The sequence below is a fragment of the Azoarcus sp. DD4 genome, assembly GCF_006496635.1.
In the GTDB taxonomy this organism is placed as follows: Bacteria; Pseudomonadota; Gammaproteobacteria; order Burkholderiales; family Rhodocyclaceae; genus Azoarcus.
Window position 1 is genome coordinate 2087696 of record NZ_CP022958.1, and the last position, 17741, is coordinate 2105436.

The window sequence follows — 17741 nt, forward strand, 5'->3', positions numbered from 1 at the left end:
GTATAGGGGTGTGTCATCAAATAGGTGTCGTTCACTTTCAACCAAGGACGACACATGCAAACCATCAAGCGATCTATCCGCCGCGCCGAGTTGCTGGCCAAGACCGGCCTTTCCAAGACCACGATCTACAACCTCGAGAAGGCCGGCAGCTTTCCGCAGCATTTCATGCTCACGCCCCGCTGTGCTGTATGGGACGAAGGTGAGATCGACGCCTGGTTGGAAAGCCGTCGCCAAGCGCCCGTAGCGGCCGCTGCGGGGCCTGACCATACCCGGCGTACCCACTTCCCCGGTCGTGGTCGTGCAAAGCCCGAGCAGGGGGTGGAGGCATGAGCGCTGACATGGGACAGATTGGACTTGCCGTCACAGAGGCGCAGGCAGTGCTTGAGTTGGTCGCCGAAAGGTTGAGCGATGACAAGCCGCTGACCACGCACCGGGCGCTCACCCTGTTCGGGGCGATAAGCGCAGCAATCGAGCGCCTGGACGCAGCGCACGACATCCTGGAGGAGACCGTGGAGCCGGCGCCTTTCGCCGTCACGATCGTGGAGAGCCTGCAATGAGCCCGCTGATGGCGCTCAAGGCGGTCAACGAGCGCGGTCGCCTGATTGGCGCGTCGCACCCTTTAGCCTTGCTCACCGACCACGAGATCGACCTCGTGCACGAGCTGCGGGAGGCCGGGCTCTCCCTTTCCCAGATCGCCCAGCGGATGGAGTGCTCCAAGAGTTGCATCGCGCACGTCATCAGCGGCCGGCGACGCGGCCAGACGCCCGTTGCGTGGGTGCAACCAGGACAACCGGCACCAGCGCGGCCGGCGCCTGCGAGCGCGGTGCGGGATGACGTTGGCGCACGCCTGCAGGCGATCATCGACGCGGCAGCCATGCGGTGAGGGCCTATCAGTTGGCGATTGCTAGATGCCCGCTCGGGATACCGCGCGGGCGTTTTCTTTTTGGGGTCTTAGCGTTTGCTAATCAGCGATTTAGGGAGAGCCTGGGGAGTGTCCGTGACTCCAAAAAAGTGCAGGAACATCTAGGCGTGTTCAACCACATGGAGCGCGAAATGAATTCGCCAACTGATCGGCTGCTGACCCTCCCCGAGGTGATGAAGATCACCGCCAAGCCCCGCACGTCCATCTATCTGGCGGTCGAACAAGGAACGTTCCCCGCGCCGCGGAAGCCCGGCCGCCGTCTGGTGTGGCTGGCCTCCGAAATCGACGCATGGATCGGGTCACTCCCGCGGGTGGAGTTTGCCGGGCGCAAAGCTGCGCCTCATGCGTGAGCGACGGCCATGAAGAGGGAGCAGAGCTTCATCGACGTGATGCGCGGGGATACGGCGCAAAAACAAATGCCGCCCGAAGGCGGCATCGAAGAACAACAGCCTGCCGTGACCAGCGGAGGCGGCACTAACGGAAACGACAACATGAAGGATACCCATTTAGCAGATGCTCACGGACACGACTGGGAGTCCATCGAGGATTACCTGTGCGAGCCCGCGCAGCCCGAGGAGTTCGAGCAGCTGGACACCGAAGTGCGCCGCCAAGTTGCTCAGGTAATCCGCAACGCCCACGACCCCCTCGTGACGATCACACGTTTCGCCTACTTGAAGGAGACCGCTGGCAAGCGCCACGACGTTACCTGGACCAAGCTCTGCGAAGTGCTTGCCAACCCAGACGAGTACGCCAGCAAGGAGAACATGCCGCTGCTGAAGTTCTCCAAGCTCCCCCGCAACTCGCGCACCGCGGGCACCGTGCCCGAGAACATGACCGCAGTTGTAGGCGACTACGACGACGGCCTGGTCACGGTCGATGAGGCTGTTGAGCGATTGTCCACTGCGGGAATCTCAGCGGCGGTCTATACCACTGCAAGGCATCGCCCGGACTCGCCCCGTTGGCGTGTCGTCGCGCAGTTGGCGAGCCCCGTGACACCTGATGAGTACGCGGAATACCTCGACCTCGTAAATGGCGCGCTGGGCGGCATCCTGGCCGGTGAGAGCTGGGAAACCTCCCGGTCCTACTTCTACGGCAAGGTCAGAGGTGTCGAGTACCGGTTCGAGCGTGTGACCGGCTTGCCTATCGACATCCTGGCCGTCGACGGCGTGGATTGGGCACCTATTGGCAAGCCTGGCGAGGCAGCCAAGACCGCGACCACCGAGCGCACCTCCCCCGCGCTGGACGAGGACCGCGACTTCGAGCGCGCCATCACGCTCAGCAAGGTGACAGACCGCACCCTGCACGATCTTGAGTTTGCGCTGGAGGCAATCAAGGATCGCGCCGTTGCGCGCGGCCCCTGGAACGAGACGTTCCTGGCCATGGTGTGCTTCAAGGGCACCGAGCACGATGAGCGCGCCCGTTCGCTTATTGAGGGCTGGAGTCAGACGCACGGTCTCAACTGGTGCGTGAAAGAACCCGACGACACCAAGTGGGACCGGGAGAACGCCCGCGACATCACCTACACGTCCATCTTCAAGTGGGCCGACGAGCACGATGAAAAGTGCGGCGTGCTCAAGACGGGTGAAAGCTGGCGCGCCAAGGCGAAAGCGGCATGGGGAGAAAAGACCGCCCCCGTGCTCGGTGCCAACGTGGTGCCCTATACCGAGTTCACGAGCAGCATGGAGCCTCCGAGCTACGTCTGGCATCGGGTGCTGCAGAAGGGCTGCCTGTACGCGCTGACGGCCAAGTGGGGCCACGGCAAGACGGCGGTCATGATTACCGTGGCGATGCACGTTGCCACCGGGCGCGAGCTGGGCGGCCACCAGGTCAAGCGTCAGCGCGTGCTGTACCTCTGCGGCGAGAACCCCGCCGACGTGCAACTGCGCACCACGGCTGCCGCGCTGAAGTTCGGCATGGAACCCAGCGAACTCGCGGGCCAGATCTTCTTCACCCGCCGACCATTCGCCCTGGACAACGATGTCGAGCTGAAGCGGTTTGTGAAAGAGGCCAGCGCTTTCGGCCCGTTCGGTATGGCCGTGATCGACACCGGTCCGGCGCACTCGTCGGCCGAAGAGGAAAACGACAACCGCGAGATGCACAAACTGGCCATGGCCATGCGCGACCTGATGGAGCCGTTGGGCAACCCGGCCACTGTGGCGCTGATGCACCCGACCAAGGAAGCCACGCGCGACAACCTGCAGCCCCGAGGGGGCGGTGCGTTTTCTGGTTCGATCGACGGTGAACTGTGCGCCTGGCAAGAGCGCGGGCAAGTCGAGTTCTTTCACCGCACCAAGTTTCGCGGCCCCGGCTTCGAGCCGATGCGATTCGAGCTTGAGCGATTCGAGTTGCCGGGGATGGAGGACAACTTCGGTGAGCCTGTCGTCACGGTGCTGGCCGTGGAGTCCGACAACGACGACCCGGCACCCATCGGTCGCAAGCCGCTGACAGGCGCAGTCGGCGTCGCCTACCGCGCGCTCGATGCAGCGCTGGGCGACATGAAGACCAGCCGCATGCTCGACGCCGCTTTCGCTGGCGAGGCATCCAATGCGCTCAACTGCCCGGCACCCGAGGCCGCCGTGCACGTGGACGACTGGCGCGCCATGGCTTACGACATGGGGATTTCGGACGGTGACGGCGAGGCCAAGAAGAAAGCGTTCAAGCGTGCGCGCGAGAAGCTGATCGCCGACAGCATGGTGAAGGTTTGGAAGGACATGTGTTGGCTCCGGGGTGCAGCATGAGCCGGGCCGTGCGCGCTGGGGGACAAGGGGGACGGAAGGGGGACATGTCCCCTTTTGTCCCCGTCAATTGCGCCGAGGGGGACAAGGGGGACAAGAGGGGGACATGTCCCGCCATGTCCCGGCCAGTAGGGGGACAGGACAGGACAAAACCCTTAGGTTTGTCCTATGTCCCCCTGGCTGTCCGCGGCTGGTGGGGGAGGAACGAAGAAGACAAAGAGCGGTTGTGTGGGACCCGTGCCCGAAACGAAGCGCACGACCACCGTCAGCGCCTCCAATGCGTCGAACGCGCAAGGAGCAGCAACTTTGATTGAACTGCGCACCACAAACGCCCGCGGTGTTCTTTGCGGCGAATCGCAACCCATGTGCAAGTGGCCCGACACCCTGGTCGCCGAAGCGCGCGCACTGCGCGCTCAGGGGATGACCATCGACGGGATCGCTGCGCAACTCGACGGCCCCCACCGCGCGACGATCTACCGCTGGCTTGCCGGGACGGCTCGGAAGCCTGCGGCGCGCGTCGTCGCCCGCCGTGTTCGTTCCGAATCATTCGATAAGGATCATTTACGACAGGGCGAGAACCCAGTGGTGGAGCCGAATGCGCCACGGGCTGATCGCGATGAACCGACAGATTGACCGACATTGAACGACCATGACAATAGAAGACGCCGAAAACACAATGAGCCCTGCAGCAAGAGGGCGAGCCTTGAACCGACTGCGCGCCTTTTTGCACGTCCACGATTTTGAGCGCCGTTTCACTATTGAGGAGCGCGCGTTCCTTGACGCGGAGTTGCAGGCACTTGCACGCAACCAACACCGCGCCCCCGTCTTTCGCCACCTCCGCACCGAGGGCCAGCACGACCATTTCGAGATCGGATGCGAGGGCGACCGGCTGCGAGTGGTCAAGACCTCAAATCGAGGCATTTGGGCCGTGTGGTGGGTGCTGGACGACGGCGGGGCATCTGAAGCCCTGCGAGCCACTGACCTTGCCGCGCCACACGCCACCGAGCCCGAGCAGTCGGTGCGCCGAATGATTCGCACCACGGCGGCCAAGCAGTTCGCCCGGTGGGGTATGCCAGAGCTGGCGGCTGCGGCGACGGCGTGCAAGGTCGCCAATGGTACCGGTGTGGTGCGATGCGAGCGCCCGGCGCACGCGCCGAAGGTAATCACCCGCTAAAAGTTCGTGCTGAGTTCGTAAAGGGGCCGAAGCGCGTGAACGGTCCGACCATGGATGCGTCTTTTCAGGAGTCGCATTCATGGCGAAAACACCGGCAGCTGACCGTTTCAGCATCGACAACCAGATCCTGACCCGCATCCAGGACCAGAAGGGTGCGCGAATCGCGTACCGCGAAGCCTGCCTCCTCCTCGCGCAGCGCCCCGAGGACAGTGACCTCCAGCACGCTGTCGCCGAGCTGGAGGCCGAGATTGCCGAGCACGCACGTGCAATTGAGCGGCTGGAGGCTGCGAAGCTCGCGCAGTCCGCATCCTCGAAGCAGGAAGCCGAAGCGGCACGGATCAATGCCGCCCGTGAAGCCGCCAAGGTCGTCACCGCCACGACCCTCCGCATTCATTCGACGCTCGAGCGTCTGGTCGAAACCTTCGAGATGACCATCGGCCCCGCCTTGGCCGAGCTGGATTCGCTGCAACGCGAGCGTACTTCGCAGGCGTGGGCCGCCGCATCCGGAGCACTGGGCCGAGAGTCGGCAAACCGCAGCGCCAGCACCGTCGATCGACTCGCTGGCGACGCCCATGTGCGCGCTGCGCTGCTGGCCGCGATCGTGCGCGCCGGGATCGGGCAGGTCGGCCCGGCTCTGGACCCTTACGTCATCGTTTCCACGCCCTTCGGGGGCCTTGGCACGCCGGACGACGCCTTGGAGGCGCTGGACGCCCAGGCGAAGAAGCTCGACACCTTCCTGGCCGATGCCCTCGAGCAGGCAACCAATCCGCAACCCACCACCGAGGATGAGTTTTGACCATGGACGACTTCGACTTTGAACGTGCAGCCCAAGCCTTCTATGGCGGCACAGCCAAGCCCGCAGCACCCGCCCCGGTTGGGGACACCCCGGCGCCGGCCACCGAAGAGCAGACCACGGCCGAGCGCCTGTTCGGCGTGAAACCCAAGGCTGAGACCCAGCCGGCGCAGCGTGACGACCGCCCGGCGAACGAGCTGACGGAAGCGGAACTCGCAGACCGGATCTACGGCCAGACCGACCCGAAGCTCACCCATGCCGACGCCACGGTGGCCATCCGCAACGCTGCGATGCACGACCACCTGCACGACCCGGACACCGCCGGAGAGATCGCGGCGGCATGGGCGGCGACCTTTGCCCAGCACCAGCTCAACGCCACCGAGTCGAAGGTGGTCGCCGACATCGGGGCCTCTGTGATGCGTACCCCGCCCAGCGAAGCGACGGTGCTCGCCTGGCGCGAGACGGCGATCGAGAACCTGCAGGCCGAGTACGGAGTGGAAGGCGCCCGCCGCGCTCTGGATGACGCGCGGGCCTATATCGCAGGCGTGCCCGACGCCGCCGACATGCTCAACGCGCTCGGTCTTGGCTCCCATCCCAAGATCGTCGCTATGGCCGCCGCCCGCGGGCGCGCGCTGCGCATGGCCGGCAAACTGAAGTGAGGCCTGCTATGGACATCGGCCAGGACCTCGAAGGCAGCGTCGAAGGGCTACCCGCCTTCCGCTGCCACATCACTCCGCAAGGTGGCTGGTTCTTCCGTTGCACGTGCGGCAAGACCCACACGCACGGCGCCGGTGAAGGCCACCGGGTCGGGCATTGCTCGACGCACCGGCCCTTCGGCTATTTCCTCCTCGCACCAAACGACCACAAGGAGCCCCGATCGTGATTAACCCGAACGACATCAACCAGACCGAGTTGGCGCAGGACAAGGAAGCTCTGCGTGCCTCAGCGCAGCGGGTGTACGCCGCACAAGCTGGCTTCGAGCGCGAAAAGTCGTGGGCAGAACATCAGGCGCTGCTTGATGCGTTCGTGGCCAAGTATGGAAGCCTGCGCGTCCGGCCAACCTCTTGACGCGAAAGGAAGACACAGCATGAGCAAAACCACTCCTGCGCCGCTCCCTGTGCAGATCCTTGACGTCCTGACCCAGCACTACGGCGAGCCCGCTCCCGGCTCGCAGACCGCCGAGCTGACCAGTGCCATCGCGAAACTCATCGCTGTCGCCGCGCAGCAACGCGCGATGCGACAGCTCTGGAAGCACGAGGAAGGATTCTGGGACCGGCTCAAGGCGGAAATGAATGACCCGCAAGCTCGGCAACAGCGGGGGCACTGACATGAGCGACAACCGATTGCCCGATGGCAAGTTCCGCTCTGGCCACGCGGTCAAGGGCGGGCGCACACCTGGCCCGAGCCGCGCCGAGCGGCTGGCGGAGGCCATCGAGCCCCACATCCCCGACATCATCGCGAAGGCCATCGAACTGGCGAAACTTGGGGACCCGGCCAGCCAGAAACTGATCCTCGAACGCTACGCGCCTATCGCCAAGCAGGATGCCGAGCGCGTGATCGTGGAGGGCTTTGCAAGTGCGCCCACGCTGGAACTCAAGGCACAGGCCGTCATGAGCGCAGTCGCATCGGGTCAAGTGACTGCCGAGGCTGGCGAGCGCCTGCTGCGCACCCTGGACGCTTACGCTCGCGTGGTGGTCGCTGACGATCACGAGAAGCGCCTGCAGGCAATCGAGGCCGGGCGCAACGCCCCTAAGCCGGTCACTTTGGATCATGACACCGGCCGCGTGCTGGACAACCTGGACGACCTCGCATGAGCCGCTTCGCACGCACCACCATTCAGCAGCGCCTGGCCAAGCTTGAGAGCACGGCTACGGCAACCGCCACGGGCGACCTGCGCCAGTGCATCCTGCAAGCACGCAGCACTGACATCGTGCCCACTCACAGCTACGACGAGCTGCTGGCGCTCGCTGAAGGCAACGCTCTGACGGCACGCATCGCCCGCGGCCTGCTGCGCATCGGCCTCTATTCCAGTGACTCACCACGCGCTGCCGCGCCCGAGATCGACCCCGAGCACCTGCTGCCGATGCTGGCGGGCCACCTGCACGACAAGCCGCTGGACTTCGTGCTGTTCGCCTTCGACTGGAACGTGGATCGCGCCCTGCGACTGGTGAATCTGCCCGACGAGTATCGAGTGCAGTACGACAGCGAGTACGGCCCCGACCTGTGGGCTTGCGACTTGCTGGACGACATCGGGCAGGAGGTGCGCGCCCGAGGCTTCGACGGCACCAAGGCGGTCGAAGCGATCCGCGCCGCAGTGTCCAGCGGGCACGGCATCGGCAAGAGTGCGATCACGAGCTGGATCACCCTCTGGATCATGGCCACCCGGCCCAACGCGCGCGGTGTCGTCACGGCCAACACCAGCCCGCAACTGGAGAGCAAGACGTGGGCTGAGCTGGGCAAGTGGCTCAAGCGGTCCGTGTTCGCGGACTGGTTCGACATCACGACCGGCAAGGGCTCGATGCGCCTAACGGCCAAGGGCTTCGCCGAGTCCTGGCGCTGCGACGCTCAGACCTGCCGCGAGGAGAACAGCGAATCGTTCGCCGGCTTGCACGCTGCCGACTCGACCCCGTTCTACATTTTCGACGAGGCGTCAGCCATCCCCGCGAGAATCTGGGAAGTGGCCGAGGGCGGCATGACCGACGGCAGCCCCATGTGGTTCGCGTTCGGGAACCCCACCCGGACGGGCACACGTTTTCACGCCTGCTTCCACGGTCAGCGGCACCGCTGGATGACGCGTCGCGTCGACAGCAGCACGTGCCAGATCACGAACAAGACCCAGATCGAGCAGTGGGCGCACGACTACGGGCGCGACTCCGACTTCTTCAAGGTCCGCGTCCTTGGCGAGTTCCCTAGCCAGTCGAGCCTGCAGTTCATCGGGCGCGAGCTGGTTCAGGACGCCGCCACGCGCGACCTGCCGTCAGCCCGCGGAGAGGCTGTTGTCATCGGCTGCGACATCGCACGCTTCGGCGACGACTCGACGGTGCTCTACTTCCGGCAGGGGCGCGATGCGCGGACCTACCCGCCGATCAAGCTGAAAGGGGCGGATACGATGCAGGTGGCCAGCCGCATCGCCGAGCAAGCCAACTTCTTCCGCAGCGCCGGCCACTACGTCCTGGTCGCCATCGACGGCGGCGGTGTGGGCGGGGGCGTGATCGACCGCCTTCGTGCCATCGGCCACGAGGTAGACGAGGTGCAATTCGGCAGCCGCGCGCTGGACCCGCGCAAGTACGCCCAGCGCCGCAGTGAGCTGTGGGGCCTCTTGCGGGACTGGTTGAAGGTCGGCGCGATCCCGAACGATCAGGAGCTGGTCGACGACCTGACCGGCCCCGAGTACGGGTTCACGAGCACCGAGCAGATCCAGCTCGAGCGCAAGGCGGATATGAAGGCCCGCGGCTTGTCGTCGCCCGACGTGGCCGACGCGCTGGCCATCACCTTCGCCGTGTCGCCTCCGCTACCGGGCGAGGACATGCTGCCAAGCGCGGCACACTCCGAGCGGGACCGCCTGGCCGTCCTGAGCTATGACCCGTTCTCGAGGTTGGGGGTATGAGCATTGGCCTCAATGACCCCCTCACCTGGCTGGTCGTGGCCCTCCTTCCCGACCATCCGACGCTTCTTGGTGCGCCGCTGGTCATCTTCGGCCGCGCCAGCTACGACGGGGACGCGGACCTGCTGACGGTGACCACGATCCTGCCAACCAGCCGAGAGAAGGAGGTTACGCAGGGTGCTGGATCTGACCTGCAGTGCCTCGCCAAGACCCTGTTGCGGGAGATGCACAAGCGGGGTGGAGTTACGTCCTGACCTAGGCCGCCGCAGAGGTCCGGCGCAAATCGCTACTCCGAGTTCAAGATTTTCCGCTTCTCATCCGCGAACTCAGCTTCACTAATCGCGTTGTTGTCGAGTAGGGACTTGAGCTTTAGGAGCTGGTCGTACTTGGTCTCCTGCGTAACGCCATTGACGCACTCAAAAACCAGCTCGGCCCTGGGGAAGTTTCCTGGGAGCAGTGCAGCGGGGGAGGTCGTTAAAGAAAGCACTCGCAACTGCTTTCCCTTGTCGTTGCAATAGGTCTTCGCACGGCTTTCGGCATCTGCAATATTTGCAGAGTTCGGCACAAATCCCGTCGCCGCCTGATTGAAGACGCGGTACTGCTCCGACGTCTGAGTCTTGGCATTTATCACGGTTGTCTGACCAGCGTACACCGCCCCATCAAACCCGGACTGTGAGCTTTCGAGGGGAGTGATGGGGCCAGATACGGCGCATCCTGCTGCTAATGCGACGCATAACGTAAGCGCCACACTTCCTTTTGCTTCCATTGTTGCCCTCTTCCTGGGAAATGCGTGGCCCCTGCGATGCAGTCCAACACGCAGGGGAGCCGAGGCGGAACGCCCACCCCTAATACGACGACCGAGGGGGCGGCGGTGCCCGCCGCCCATGCCCGAGCAGGTCGCGAAGGGATTCAAGGATGCTCGACGAGGCTTTCGGCGCTCCGAGAGCCAGGTTCAACAGGAGTTGAACAGGCTCTGGAATATCGCGCCCCGACTCGTACCGGCAGCCGCCGCTTTGTGTGATCTGGAGTGCTCCCCAAAACTCGGTCTGGTTGAGACCGAGGCGCTTTCGGTGCTCACGAATCTGCGCTCCAGTGTATGTCTTAAGCTTCATCGCCCTTCGTCTTCGAATTTCCACGGTCCACCGTCGCGACGCTGGTAGCCCCACCACGTTCGCATTAGCATGACAGACTATCACTTTCGAATATTCGGAGCCTCAGAAATGCGCATCCTTACCACGTCTGATGCCGCGGAAGCGATCAGAGCGATCAATGCAAAACGTGTAGCCGTTGCGTATATCGGAGGCGACTGGGAGAAATACGTTACCGCGGATGGTTTGCAGGAGGTCATCGTCTCCCCAACATTTGGCAGTAACCCCAAGGCTATCCGGCAGCTTCAGGCCAAACTTGGTTGGGACAGGGTTCACTTCCTCGATCAACTCCATGCAAAGGTGTATCTGGGCGAGGAGAGCGCCGCATTCGGGAGTTTCAACCTCACAAAGAATGGTCTCAGTGGTGAAGTCCTTGAAGAACTGGGGGCCATTACTGAGGACCCAGCGCATCTTGCTCAGCTGGCTGGAGAATTTGAGCGCTGGCGAGAACTCGCCATGCAGTGCTATCCGTCCCCGGATAAGAAGGAACTGAAGCTCAAAGCGCTAGAGGTGCAATTGAGTCTCGGTGTCCGACACGGCTTCATAAAAAGCGCTGAACCCGCGGTCAGGATCACCGATTACCAACTAGTGACAGATGGCAGTCTTTCCTTGGTGTGGTGCCGGAACGTCGAGGTGGTCAGGGACGACCGCGCGCTCACCGCGGCACACCCCCTTCTGGCTGAGGCGACGTTCGAGGAGAACGTTGCCAACTGGACCACCGTGCTGAATGACGATGAAATCTCCGAGGGCATGTGGGTCTTGCTTTGGCCCGCGAGGAGCGACGGGAAGCCGGACGGACGAGGAGTGGCTTCGTGGCTGTACGTCCATCATGCGATTGCAGACGGGATCACCAACGACGAATATAAGAAGGTCCTCGTACAGCTAAAGGCCGGGAATCAACCGCAGCCGCCGTTTGTCCTAGACTCCGTCACCGATCGAGCCATCAAGGCGGTGCTTGGGCAAGAGGAGTTCTCCTGCTTCCGGGAGAAGGACGGCGAACTGTGGTCGGCAGACTCCTGTCGCGGCCACATAGGGCGGTTTATCGCGGCTCTGAAGGAGGAATACTTGCTTCGGGCAAGCTAGCAAAGAGGCATCTTTAAAGGAGCCACCACGTGTGCGCCGACTACAACCCCGCCCGTACCGCCTACCTCGAGCGGATGTCATGGGGGCGGCACACCATCTCCACGCCTCCGCTGGACTTCGGCGAGACCTTCCCCGGCGGCCTGGCACCGTTCCTCGCGAACTGCCTGCCGACGGAGTGGATGGTCGGCATGTTCGGCATGGTGCCGCACTGGGGTGACCCTAAGAAGCTGTTCCGGATGACCTACAACGCGCGGTCGGAGACGGTCGGCCAGAAGCCCGCCTACCGCAGCGCCTGGAAGCAAAGGCAGTTCGCCCTGATTCCGGTCGAGTCGTTCTACGAGCCCTGCTACGAAACGGGCAAGCCGGTTCGCTGGCGCATCGAGCGGGCCGACAGTGAGCCCTTCGCGCTCGCGGGGATCTGGGAGCGCCGCATGGGCGACGAGGGGCCGGCGCGCTGGTCGTTCTCCATGCTCACGATCAACGCCGACGAACACCCCCTGATGTCGCGATTCCACAAGCCAGGCGAGGAGAAGCGGAGCGTCGTGGTGCTCGACCCAGGCGATTACGAGGGGTGGTTGAGGGCGCGGACGGAGATCGAAGCCCGTTCGTTCCTACAGCCCTTCGATCCTGAGCAGATGAAAGCGGAGCCAGCGCCACGGCCCCCGCGGACGGTGAAGGAGACGTAGGCGGTTGCAGCGTCGCGTGAGGTCTATACTGTACAGATGTACAGCAATCACGGAGGCGCACATGGACGACGAGAACATCTTCGCCGCTGTTCGAGGTGAATACCTCGCACCGGAAAGGCATGGACTCCCCAATCCTTATACGGCGGATCTCGACACCTATTCGAGAACGATCGAAGTCCCCGAGCACGGCCTGGTAACCATCACCTTCGAGCGGTTCCGATACCGCCGAGGCCGCAACCGCTTCGCCTGCTGGCTTCCGAAGAAGGTGACGCGCTGCACGCCGCCGGAATCAACTGTGGAGTCGGTGACGCGGGCAGATGAGTAGCCGCGTTCGCTACCGTCATGGTCGGGCGTTTACCGTCGGTGCGTCGATGGTCTCCTACCGTCAAAAGAGGGAAAACTGTGTGCACAGCACGCCGGGCGGCAGCCTTACCCAAGGTGGCACCTCTTGGTGGCCACGTGAGCCGGCGAGGCACGTATCTCTGACGAACGGTACGAATGACGGTAACGGCGCTCGATAGAATGGCGCAGAGCCCATTGTTTCAACGCCGATTCAGTCCTATTGACAATCGAGTGGGAGTGAGCGGAAGCCTGAGGTGAGATGCGAGCAGGGCGCCGATTCGGGCGCCCTGTTTGTTTATTGGGCTCAGAACAATCCAGGATGCCGCCACTTGCGCTCATGGTCGAGCAGCCACTGCTTGCGCGGAAGACCGCCGCCGTAGCCGGTCAGCGAGCGCTTGCTGCCGATGACCCGGTGGCAGGGCACGACGACGCTGACCGGGTTTGCGCCGTTGGCCAGTCCGACCGCACGCGTCGCCTGCGGCCGTCCGATGCGCGCGGCAAGCTCGCCGTAGCTGATGGTTTCGCCGTAGGGAATGTCGCGCAAGGCCGTCCAGACCTGGCGCTGGAAATCGGTGCCGCCGGTCACCACGGCAAGTGTGCCGATGGCCGCGGTGTCGCCATCGAAGTAAAGCTGCATTGCCCGCGTTGCCGACGACGTATGCGTGATTTCCTGCAAGGCGACCGTGTCGGCGCGGTATTGCCTGCGCAGGAGCAGGCGCATGCGGTCTTCGTAGTCTTGCCAGTCGAGCGCGCGTAGCCGGTCTTGTTCGTCGGTGACGATCAGCATCTGGCCGAGCGGTGTCGTCACTCGCTCCAGCAGGAATTTCATTGTGGGCATCTTGTACCGGGGCTTCTGGTCTGATGGGTCATCCGCTGGCAACTGCAGTCTGGCGGACTTCTCCAGTCTGGGTATTGCCAGTGTAGAAGGCTTTGCCGTGACGCGAACTCCGCGAGTCTCCGGCCGCTGCTGGTGGCTGAGCGCTTACCGGCCAGCCGTGGGAGGGGATGAGACGCCGAGGGTGAAACGGAAGCAGGCGCCGGCTCCGGGGGCTGCTTCTGCCCAGATGCGGCCACCGTGCTTCTGGATGATGCGCTGGACGATGGTGAGGCCGATGCCGGTGCCAGGAAACTCGGCTTCGGTGTGCAGCCGATGGAAGGCCTGGAACAGTTCGTCGGCAAAACTCATGTCGAAGCCGGCGCCGTTGTCCCGCACTGCGTAGACGGTCTTGCTGCCGGGGTATTTTTCGGCGAAGAACTCGATGCAGGCGTCCTGGGTCTTCCCGGTGTATTTCCACGCATTGGCCAGGAGATTTTCCAGGGCGATCCGCAGCAGGCCGGGATCGCCTTCGGTCGCGAGCGACTCGTCCACCACGATCTGCACGTCGCCGCGCTGCGAGGATGTGTTGCGCAAGCTGGTCAGGATCTCCATCGCGATCCGGCCCAAGGGGACCGGCGCACTGCGTACCTCCGCGCGCGAAACGCGGGACAGGTTGAGCAGGTCCTCGATCAGCAGGTGCATGCGCTGCGCCGAATTGCGTATCCGCTCCACGTAGCTCAGGGCTTGTCCTTCGAGTGGTGGTTCGATCTGGCCGAGCAGCAGGTCGGCATAGCCCTGCAGGGCCCGCAGTGGCGCGCGCAGGTCGTGCGACACCGAATACGAGAAGGCTTCGAGTTCCTCGTTGGCCTCCTGCAGCCGCTGGGTGCGTTCGCGAACCCGGCGCTCGAGACTCTGGTACAGCTCGAGGTTCTCGAGTGCGAGCGAGGTCGAATCGGCCAGGGCCTGGATCAGGCTGACCTCGTCGGGACTGGCTTCGTGCGGCCGGGCCCAGTAATTGCCGATTGCGCCTATCGGCGCTTCGGCGCGGATCGGCACCATGACCAGACTCTTGACGAAGGTGGGGCGGTAGGCATCGACCGGAATGCGCGGATCGGCATAGATGTCCGGCACCACCGCGGCCTGACGTTCGGCCATCGCCCAGCCGCTGATGCAGGCACGCAGCGGAAAGCGCTTGCCCTGCCAGAGCGGACCGATGGCGTCTTCCGCGACGTAGTGGCAGAGATCGCCATCGCGCAGGACGAAGGTCGCTCCGTCGGCACCGTTGAGCTGGCGGGCTGCGGTCTTGACGATGTCGACGATGGCATCGAGGCTGCGTGCCAATGACAGTTGCGTGACGATCTCCACCAGCAGTGCGTGCGCGCGTGCAAGACGAGCCAGTCGCTGGTTCTCGACGGCGGTGAGTACGCCCTTGAGAGCCGGTCCCAGATGCCACAGCTGGTCCTTGGGGACGCAGTCGTAGGCGCCGAGTGTGAAGCACTGCTCCACCCAGCGCGGGTCCGCGCTGCCGCTGACGAAGATGAAGGGAAGGCCCGGGTGGCGCTCTCGCACGATGCGCATTGCCTCTTGGCCGTCCAGACCGGGCACCCGGCTATCGGACAGAACCGCGTCGTATTCGCCGTCGCCGAGCGCGACAAGGAAGGCGGTGCGGGAGTCGGCCATCGTCCAACTCGGCGCTTCGGCCTGACGTGACGCAGCCCGGTGGATCAGCTCGGCATCGTTCGAGTCGTCCTCGATATGCAGAATCCGCAAGGTACTCATCGGCGTCTCCGGTGTTCTGAGGGGGCTGGGCGGCCTTGGTCGGAAGGTAAGAGGTTCGTCGCGTGGCCGGTCTGTCGATGTGAAGTGGCCTTCATCCACCTTGCGAAAGGTCGAATCTATCCGATCCGGGTTTCAAACCGGATACGGCGGATGTCCATGCAATATAGCCGAACGAGCCGGCTTCGGCCTCATGCCCGGCCAGCCGGCCAGGTAGGTGGCGGATCTCGTCAGTGGGCGTCGCGGCAGAAGCGGCGTTCGAACCAGTCCTTGAGCATCGCCCTTTCATAGGGAAGCGGGCCGGTGTCGTTTCGGACGTAGGCGGAGCGCCACAGGTAGGACATGTCGCTGATGCGTTCCCGACCTTCCTGGATGCTGGCCCCGGCGGCATTGCGGCGAACGTAGGCCACCTCGAGGCGGGGCCAGGTGATTTCCCGCATGACCCGCAGGTCGCCGCCGCTGTGCGGGTGCCACCATTCCTGGCGACCGGCGAGATCCACGTCGAGCACGCGCAGGGCGAGCGTCTCGTCGCTTGCAACACAGCGCCGGCCTTCGGTTTGCAGGTGGCGCTTGAGTGCGGCGAGATTGCGCTCGGCATCGACACCGTAGCCGCCGGTGTCGGTGTAGCTTTGTGGATCGACGAACTCCACGATCACCTCGGCAGCAGCCGATGGTGCCGGAGCAAGGAACAGCAGGCTGATGACTGCGGCAAGGAAGGGCGCGCGCATCGATGTCTCCAGGGATCGACCGATGCGGGTTGGACAGCCGGATGCGTCAAAGATGCCGTGCCCCGGCGTCAAGTGATGTCCGCGCCGGTGCAGCGACCGGCGTCAGGACCGCTTCAGGGTGAACTCGAAACGTGCCCCCGCGCCCGGGGTGCCGTGGGCCCGGATGTGTCCGCCATGACGCTGAAGGATGCGTGCCACCGTCGCCAGGCCGATGCCGGTGCCGGGGAAATCGCGCTCGGTGTGCAGGCGCTGGAACGCACCGAAAAGCTTGTCCGCGTAGCGCATGTCGAAGCCGGCGCCGTTGTCCTCGACGCACAGCACGTTCTTTTCGGTCGTGCTGCGGTACAGGCGGATGCGCGGCGCTGGTGTCTTGCCGGTGAACTTCCAGGCGTTGGCGAGCAGGTTGTGCAGGGCGATGCGGAGCAGGCCCGGATCGGCTTCGACGACGATGCCGGGTTCGACCTCGGTGATGATGCCGCGTGCCGGGTCGGCTTCGCGCAGTTCGCGGAGAATGTCCTCGGCCAGCGCGCTGAGATCGACCTGTTTGAGCACGAGCGGCTGGCGCGACACGCGCGACAGGTCGAGCAGGTCGTCTATCAGTTCGCCCATGCGATGTACCGCCGCACGCATGCGCTTGAGCAGCTCGCGCGCCTCGTCGTCGAGCTCGGCTGCATGTTCGCTTTCCAGCAGGGCGCTGTAGCCGTCGATGGCGCGCAGCGGGCTGCTGAGGTCGTGGGACACCGAATAGCTGAAGGTTTCCAGCTCCTTCAGCGCTGCACCGAGCTGTGCGGTGCGTTCGCTGACGCGGGCCTCGAGTTCGCGGTTCATGTTCATGAGCGCGGTTTCGGCGCGCTTGCGATCGGTAATGTCGCCGATCGAGCCGACCATCCGGTAGGCCCGGCCCTTCCAGTCACGCTGGGCAAGACCGCGCGCCAGTACCCAGCGGTAGTTGCCCTCGGCGTCGAGCACCCGGTATTCGCACTCGAAATGCGGCGTCACGCCCTTGAGGTGCTCGGTCAGGCGCTGTTGGAAGACCGGCCTGTCGTCGCTGTGGATGCGTGCCAGCCACTCGTCGCTGTTGGTGCTCAGGTGTTCGCTCTTCATGCCGAGTGCGGTCAGCAGGCGGCTCGACAGGAAGAGTCCGTGAGTCACCGGATTCCAGTCCCACAGGCCCTCGTTGGTGCCGCGCATCGCGAGTGCGTAGCGGGTCTCGCTCTCCCGCAGCATGGCTTCGGCTTCGTGCCGGGCGGTCGTATCCTCGACAATGCCGATGCCGCCGACGACGCGGCCTTCGGCATCGTGCAGCGGAGCCGTGCGCAGGCTGACGTGGATGTGGCGGCTGGAATGGGTGGTGATGTACTCGCCGTCGTACTGGCCGGGCAGGCCGTCGAGCGCGGCGCGCATGGCGGGCAATACCCGCTGGTCGCGCAGTGAGCACATGTCAAGACCTTCCAGGACATCGGCGGACGCCTTGAGAATGTCGGCGAAACGCGTGTTGAAGTGGGTGAGGTGCAGATCGCTGTCAAAGTGGAAGATCCCGACCGGAGAGCTGTCCACCAGCGTGCTGTAGCGCGCCGCGACCTCGGTGAGCCGGCGTTGCAGGGACTGTGCCGGGTCGATGTCACCGTCCGGCACGATGGTGTCGCCCTTGCCCTGCAGGCGCAACAGGCTGGGCAGCAGCATCGCGCTCAGCGCCACCAGCCCCCAGAAGCGCAGGGCTTCGGTGCTGTCCGGGTCGACTTCCAGTAGTGCGAGCGTCGGTGCCGACAGCAGGCCCCACGAGACAGCACCGATCAGGTAGAGCGCAACGGCGCGCAACAAGCTGCCATGCCTCGCCAGCAGCCCGGCGGGCTGCGCGATCGTTCGTTGCGGAGTTGCGGGTGAAATTGCATCCATACCCTCCTCATAATACGTAAGTAATAGTGTCGTGCAA

The 17741-nt window shown here is 64.2% G+C and carries 24 protein-coding genes; 18 read left to right on the top strand and 6 right to left on the bottom strand.

Going from position 1 to position 17741, the window contains the following annotated elements:
- Nucleotides 1–54 precede the first annotated feature (54 nt).
- The 15 genes from CJ010_RS09720 (at nt 55) to CJ010_RS09790 (ending at nt 9482) form a co-directional block, all read left to right on the top strand.
- On the top strand, nt 55–330 hold the full coding sequence (locus CJ010_RS09720; RefSeq protein ID WP_141017851.1) for an AlpA family transcriptional regulator: 276 nt from the start codon (nt 55–57) through the stop codon (nt 328–330).
- Nucleotides 327–557 (top strand): hypothetical protein, encoded by a 231-nt coding sequence (locus CJ010_RS09725; protein WP_141017852.1) that lies wholly within the window; start codon nt 327–329, stop codon nt 555–557. The genes CJ010_RS09720 and CJ010_RS09725 overlap by 4 nt, the downstream gene beginning before the upstream one ends.
- Nucleotides 554–883, top strand: a complete 330-nt coding sequence (locus tag CJ010_RS09730; RefSeq protein WP_141017853.1) for a hypothetical protein — start codon at nt 554–556, stop codon at nt 881–883. The genes CJ010_RS09725 and CJ010_RS09730 overlap by 4 nt, the downstream gene beginning before the upstream one ends.
- A gap of 146 nt (nt 884–1029) precedes the next feature.
- Nucleotides 1030–1272 carry an AlpA family transcriptional regulator gene (locus CJ010_RS09735; RefSeq protein WP_205754924.1) on the top strand — a complete coding sequence of 81 codons (243 nt, stop codon included), beginning with the start codon at nt 1030–1032 and terminating at the stop codon, nt 1270–1272.
- Between the two features lie 9 nt (nt 1273–1281).
- Nucleotides 1282–3660 carry an AAA family ATPase gene (locus CJ010_RS09740; RefSeq protein WP_141017854.1) on the top strand — a complete coding sequence of 793 codons (2379 nt, stop codon included), beginning with the start codon at nt 1282–1284 and terminating at the stop codon, nt 3658–3660.
- Nucleotides 3661–3825: 165 nt separating this feature from the next.
- Complete coding sequence (locus CJ010_RS09745; RefSeq protein ID WP_141017855.1) at nt 3826–4290, top strand: hypothetical protein; 465 nt, start codon at nt 3826–3828, stop codon at nt 4288–4290.
- A 70-nt stretch (nt 4291–4360) separates the two neighbouring features.
- Entirely contained in the window at nt 4361–4831 is a 471-nt protein-coding gene (locus CJ010_RS09750; RefSeq protein ID WP_141017856.1) for a hypothetical protein, read from the top strand.
- A 79-nt stretch (nt 4832–4910) separates the two neighbouring features.
- The gene (locus CJ010_RS09755) at nt 4911–5627 is read left to right on the top strand and encodes a hypothetical protein (RefSeq protein ID WP_141017857.1); all 717 of its coding nucleotides are present in this window, start codon (nt 4911–4913) and stop codon (nt 5625–5627) included.
- A 2-nt stretch (nt 5628–5629) separates the two neighbouring features.
- On the top strand, nt 5630–6283 hold the full coding sequence (locus CJ010_RS09760; protein WP_141017858.1) for a hypothetical protein: 654 nt from the start codon (nt 5630–5632) through the stop codon (nt 6281–6283).
- A gap of 8 nt (nt 6284–6291) precedes the next feature.
- On the top strand, nt 6292–6507 hold the full coding sequence (locus CJ010_RS09765; RefSeq protein WP_141017859.1) for a hypothetical protein: 216 nt from the start codon (nt 6292–6294) through the stop codon (nt 6505–6507).
- Nucleotides 6504–6692, top strand: coding sequence for a hypothetical protein (locus tag CJ010_RS09770; RefSeq protein ID WP_141017860.1), 189 nt, complete (start codon nt 6504–6506; stop codon nt 6690–6692). Before CJ010_RS09765 ends, CJ010_RS09770 begins: the two co-directional genes overlap by 4 nt.
- A 19-nt stretch (nt 6693–6711) precedes the next feature.
- Complete coding sequence (locus CJ010_RS09775) at nt 6712–6951, top strand: hypothetical protein (protein WP_141017861.1); 240 nt, start codon at nt 6712–6714, stop codon at nt 6949–6951.
- Nucleotides 6917–7438 carry a hypothetical protein gene (locus CJ010_RS09780; RefSeq protein WP_141017862.1) on the top strand — a complete coding sequence of 174 codons (522 nt, stop codon included), beginning with the start codon at nt 6917–6919 and terminating at the stop codon, nt 7436–7438. The genes CJ010_RS09775 and CJ010_RS09780 overlap by 35 nt, the downstream gene beginning before the upstream one ends.
- Nucleotides 7435–9231: a terminase gene (locus CJ010_RS09785; RefSeq protein WP_141017863.1), complete on the top strand. Its 1797-nt coding sequence runs from the start codon at nt 7435–7437 to the stop codon at nt 9229–9231. Before CJ010_RS09780 ends, CJ010_RS09785 begins: the two co-directional genes overlap by 4 nt.
- The gene (locus CJ010_RS09790) at nt 9228–9482 is read left to right on the top strand and encodes a hypothetical protein (RefSeq protein ID WP_141017864.1); all 255 of its coding nucleotides are present in this window, start codon (nt 9228–9230) and stop codon (nt 9480–9482) included. Before CJ010_RS09785 ends, CJ010_RS09790 begins: the two co-directional genes overlap by 4 nt.
- 32 nt (nt 9483–9514) lie before the next feature.
- On the opposite strand, the gene CJ010_RS09795 is transcribed toward CJ010_RS09790, so the two are convergent.
- Together CJ010_RS09795 and CJ010_RS25390 are read right to left on the bottom strand one after the other, a co-directional pair.
- Nucleotides 9515–9994, bottom strand: a complete 480-nt coding sequence (locus tag CJ010_RS09795) for an SHOCT domain-containing protein (protein ID WP_168224925.1) — start codon at nt 9992–9994, stop codon at nt 9515–9517.
- 79 nt (nt 9995–10073) lie between these two features.
- Entirely contained in the window at nt 10074–10340 is a 267-nt protein-coding gene (locus tag CJ010_RS25390) for a DNA-binding transcriptional regulator (protein WP_141017866.1), read from the bottom strand.
- 108 nt (nt 10341–10448) lie between these two features.
- On the opposite strand from CJ010_RS25390, the gene CJ010_RS09805 reads away from it, so the two are divergent.
- The 3 genes from CJ010_RS09805 to CJ010_RS09815 all read left to right on the top strand — a co-directional run bounded on the left by CJ010_RS09805 (nt 10449) and on the right by CJ010_RS09815 (nt 12470).
- Nucleotides 10449–11459 (top strand): phospholipase D family protein, encoded by a 1011-nt coding sequence (locus CJ010_RS09805; protein ID WP_168224926.1) that lies wholly within the window; start codon nt 10449–10451, stop codon nt 11457–11459.
- A 29-nt stretch (nt 11460–11488) separates the two neighbouring features.
- Entirely contained in the window at nt 11489–12145 is a 657-nt protein-coding gene (locus CJ010_RS09810; protein WP_240794546.1) for an SOS response-associated peptidase, read from the top strand.
- Nucleotides 12146–12206: 61 nt separating this feature from the next.
- Complete coding sequence (locus tag CJ010_RS09815; RefSeq protein ID WP_141017868.1) at nt 12207–12470, top strand: hypothetical protein; 264 nt, start codon at nt 12207–12209, stop codon at nt 12468–12470.
- 321 nt (nt 12471–12791) lie between these two features.
- Here the strand turns inward: CJ010_RS09815 and ogt are convergent, their stop codons facing one another.
- The 4 genes from ogt to CJ010_RS09835 all read right to left on the bottom strand — a co-directional run bounded on the left by ogt (nt 12792) and on the right by CJ010_RS09835 (nt 17629).
- Nucleotides 12792–13316: a methylated-DNA--[protein]-cysteine S-methyltransferase gene (ogt, locus tag CJ010_RS09820; protein WP_205754925.1), complete on the bottom strand. Its 525-nt coding sequence runs from the start codon at nt 13314–13316 to the stop codon at nt 12792–12794.
- A gap of 153 nt (nt 13317–13469) precedes the next feature.
- Nucleotides 13470–15083 (bottom strand): ATP-binding protein, encoded by a 1614-nt coding sequence (locus CJ010_RS09825; protein ID WP_141017870.1) that lies wholly within the window; start codon nt 15081–15083, stop codon nt 13470–13472.
- Nucleotides 15084–15310: 227 nt separating this feature from the next.
- Entirely contained in the window at nt 15311–15808 is a 498-nt protein-coding gene (locus CJ010_RS09830; protein ID WP_141017871.1) for a DUF3016 domain-containing protein, read from the bottom strand.
- Between the two features lie 102 nt (nt 15809–15910).
- Nucleotides 15911–17629, bottom strand: a complete 1719-nt coding sequence (locus CJ010_RS09835; protein ID WP_168224927.1) for a PAS domain S-box protein — start codon at nt 17627–17629, stop codon at nt 15911–15913.
- Between the last annotated feature and the right edge of the window lie 112 nt (nt 17630–17741).

Coding starts and splice junctions, on each gene's coding strand:
- CJ010_RS09720 (WP_141017851.1), top strand. CDS start 55: ATGCAAACCATCAAGCGATCTATCCGCCGCGCCGAGTTGCTGGCCAAG.
- CJ010_RS09725 (WP_141017852.1), top strand. CDS start 327: ATGAGCGCTGACATGGGACAGATTGGACTTGCCGTCACAGAGGCGCAG.
- CJ010_RS09730 (WP_141017853.1), top strand. CDS start 554: ATGAGCCCGCTGATGGCGCTCAAGGCGGTCAACGAGCGCGGTCGCCTG.
- CJ010_RS09740 (WP_141017854.1), top strand. CDS start 1,282: ATGAAGAGGGAGCAGAGCTTCATCGACGTGATGCGCGGGGATACGGCG.
- CJ010_RS09745 (WP_141017855.1), top strand. CDS start 3,826: ATGTCCCCCTGGCTGTCCGCGGCTGGTGGGGGAGGAACGAAGAAGACA.
- CJ010_RS09755 (WP_141017857.1), top strand. CDS start 4,911: ATGGCGAAAACACCGGCAGCTGACCGTTTCAGCATCGACAACCAGATC.
- CJ010_RS09760 (WP_141017858.1), top strand. CDS start 5,630: ATGGACGACTTCGACTTTGAACGTGCAGCCCAAGCCTTCTATGGCGGC.
- CJ010_RS09765 (WP_141017859.1), top strand. CDS start 6,292: ATGGACATCGGCCAGGACCTCGAAGGCAGCGTCGAAGGGCTACCCGCC.
- CJ010_RS09775 (WP_141017861.1), top strand. CDS start 6,712: ATGAGCAAAACCACTCCTGCGCCGCTCCCTGTGCAGATCCTTGACGTC.
- CJ010_RS09780 (WP_141017862.1), top strand. CDS start 6,917: ATGACCCGCAAGCTCGGCAACAGCGGGGGCACTGACATGAGCGACAAC.
- CJ010_RS09785 (WP_141017863.1), top strand. CDS start 7,435: ATGAGCCGCTTCGCACGCACCACCATTCAGCAGCGCCTGGCCAAGCTT.
- CJ010_RS09790 (WP_141017864.1), top strand. CDS start 9,228: ATGAGCATTGGCCTCAATGACCCCCTCACCTGGCTGGTCGTGGCCCTC.
- CJ010_RS09795 (WP_168224925.1), bottom strand. CDS start 9,994: ATGGAAGCAAAAGGAAGTGTGGCGCTTACGTTATGCGTCGCATTAGCA.
- CJ010_RS25390 (WP_141017866.1), bottom strand. CDS start 10,340: ATGAAGCTTAAGACATACACTGGAGCGCAGATTCGTGAGCACCGAAAG.
- CJ010_RS09805 (WP_168224926.1), top strand. CDS start 10,449: ATGCGCATCCTTACCACGTCTGATGCCGCGGAAGCGATCAGAGCGATC.
- CJ010_RS09815 (WP_141017868.1), top strand. CDS start 12,207: ATGGACGACGAGAACATCTTCGCCGCTGTTCGAGGTGAATACCTCGCA.
- ogt (WP_205754925.1), bottom strand. CDS start 13,316: ATGAAATTCCTGCTGGAGCGAGTGACGACACCGCTCGGCCAGATGCTG.
- CJ010_RS09825 (WP_141017870.1), bottom strand. CDS start 15,083: ATGAGTACCTTGCGGATTCTGCATATCGAGGACGACTCGAACGATGCC.
- CJ010_RS09830 (WP_141017871.1), bottom strand. CDS start 15,808: ATGCGCGCGCCCTTCCTTGCCGCAGTCATCAGCCTGCTGTTCCTTGCT.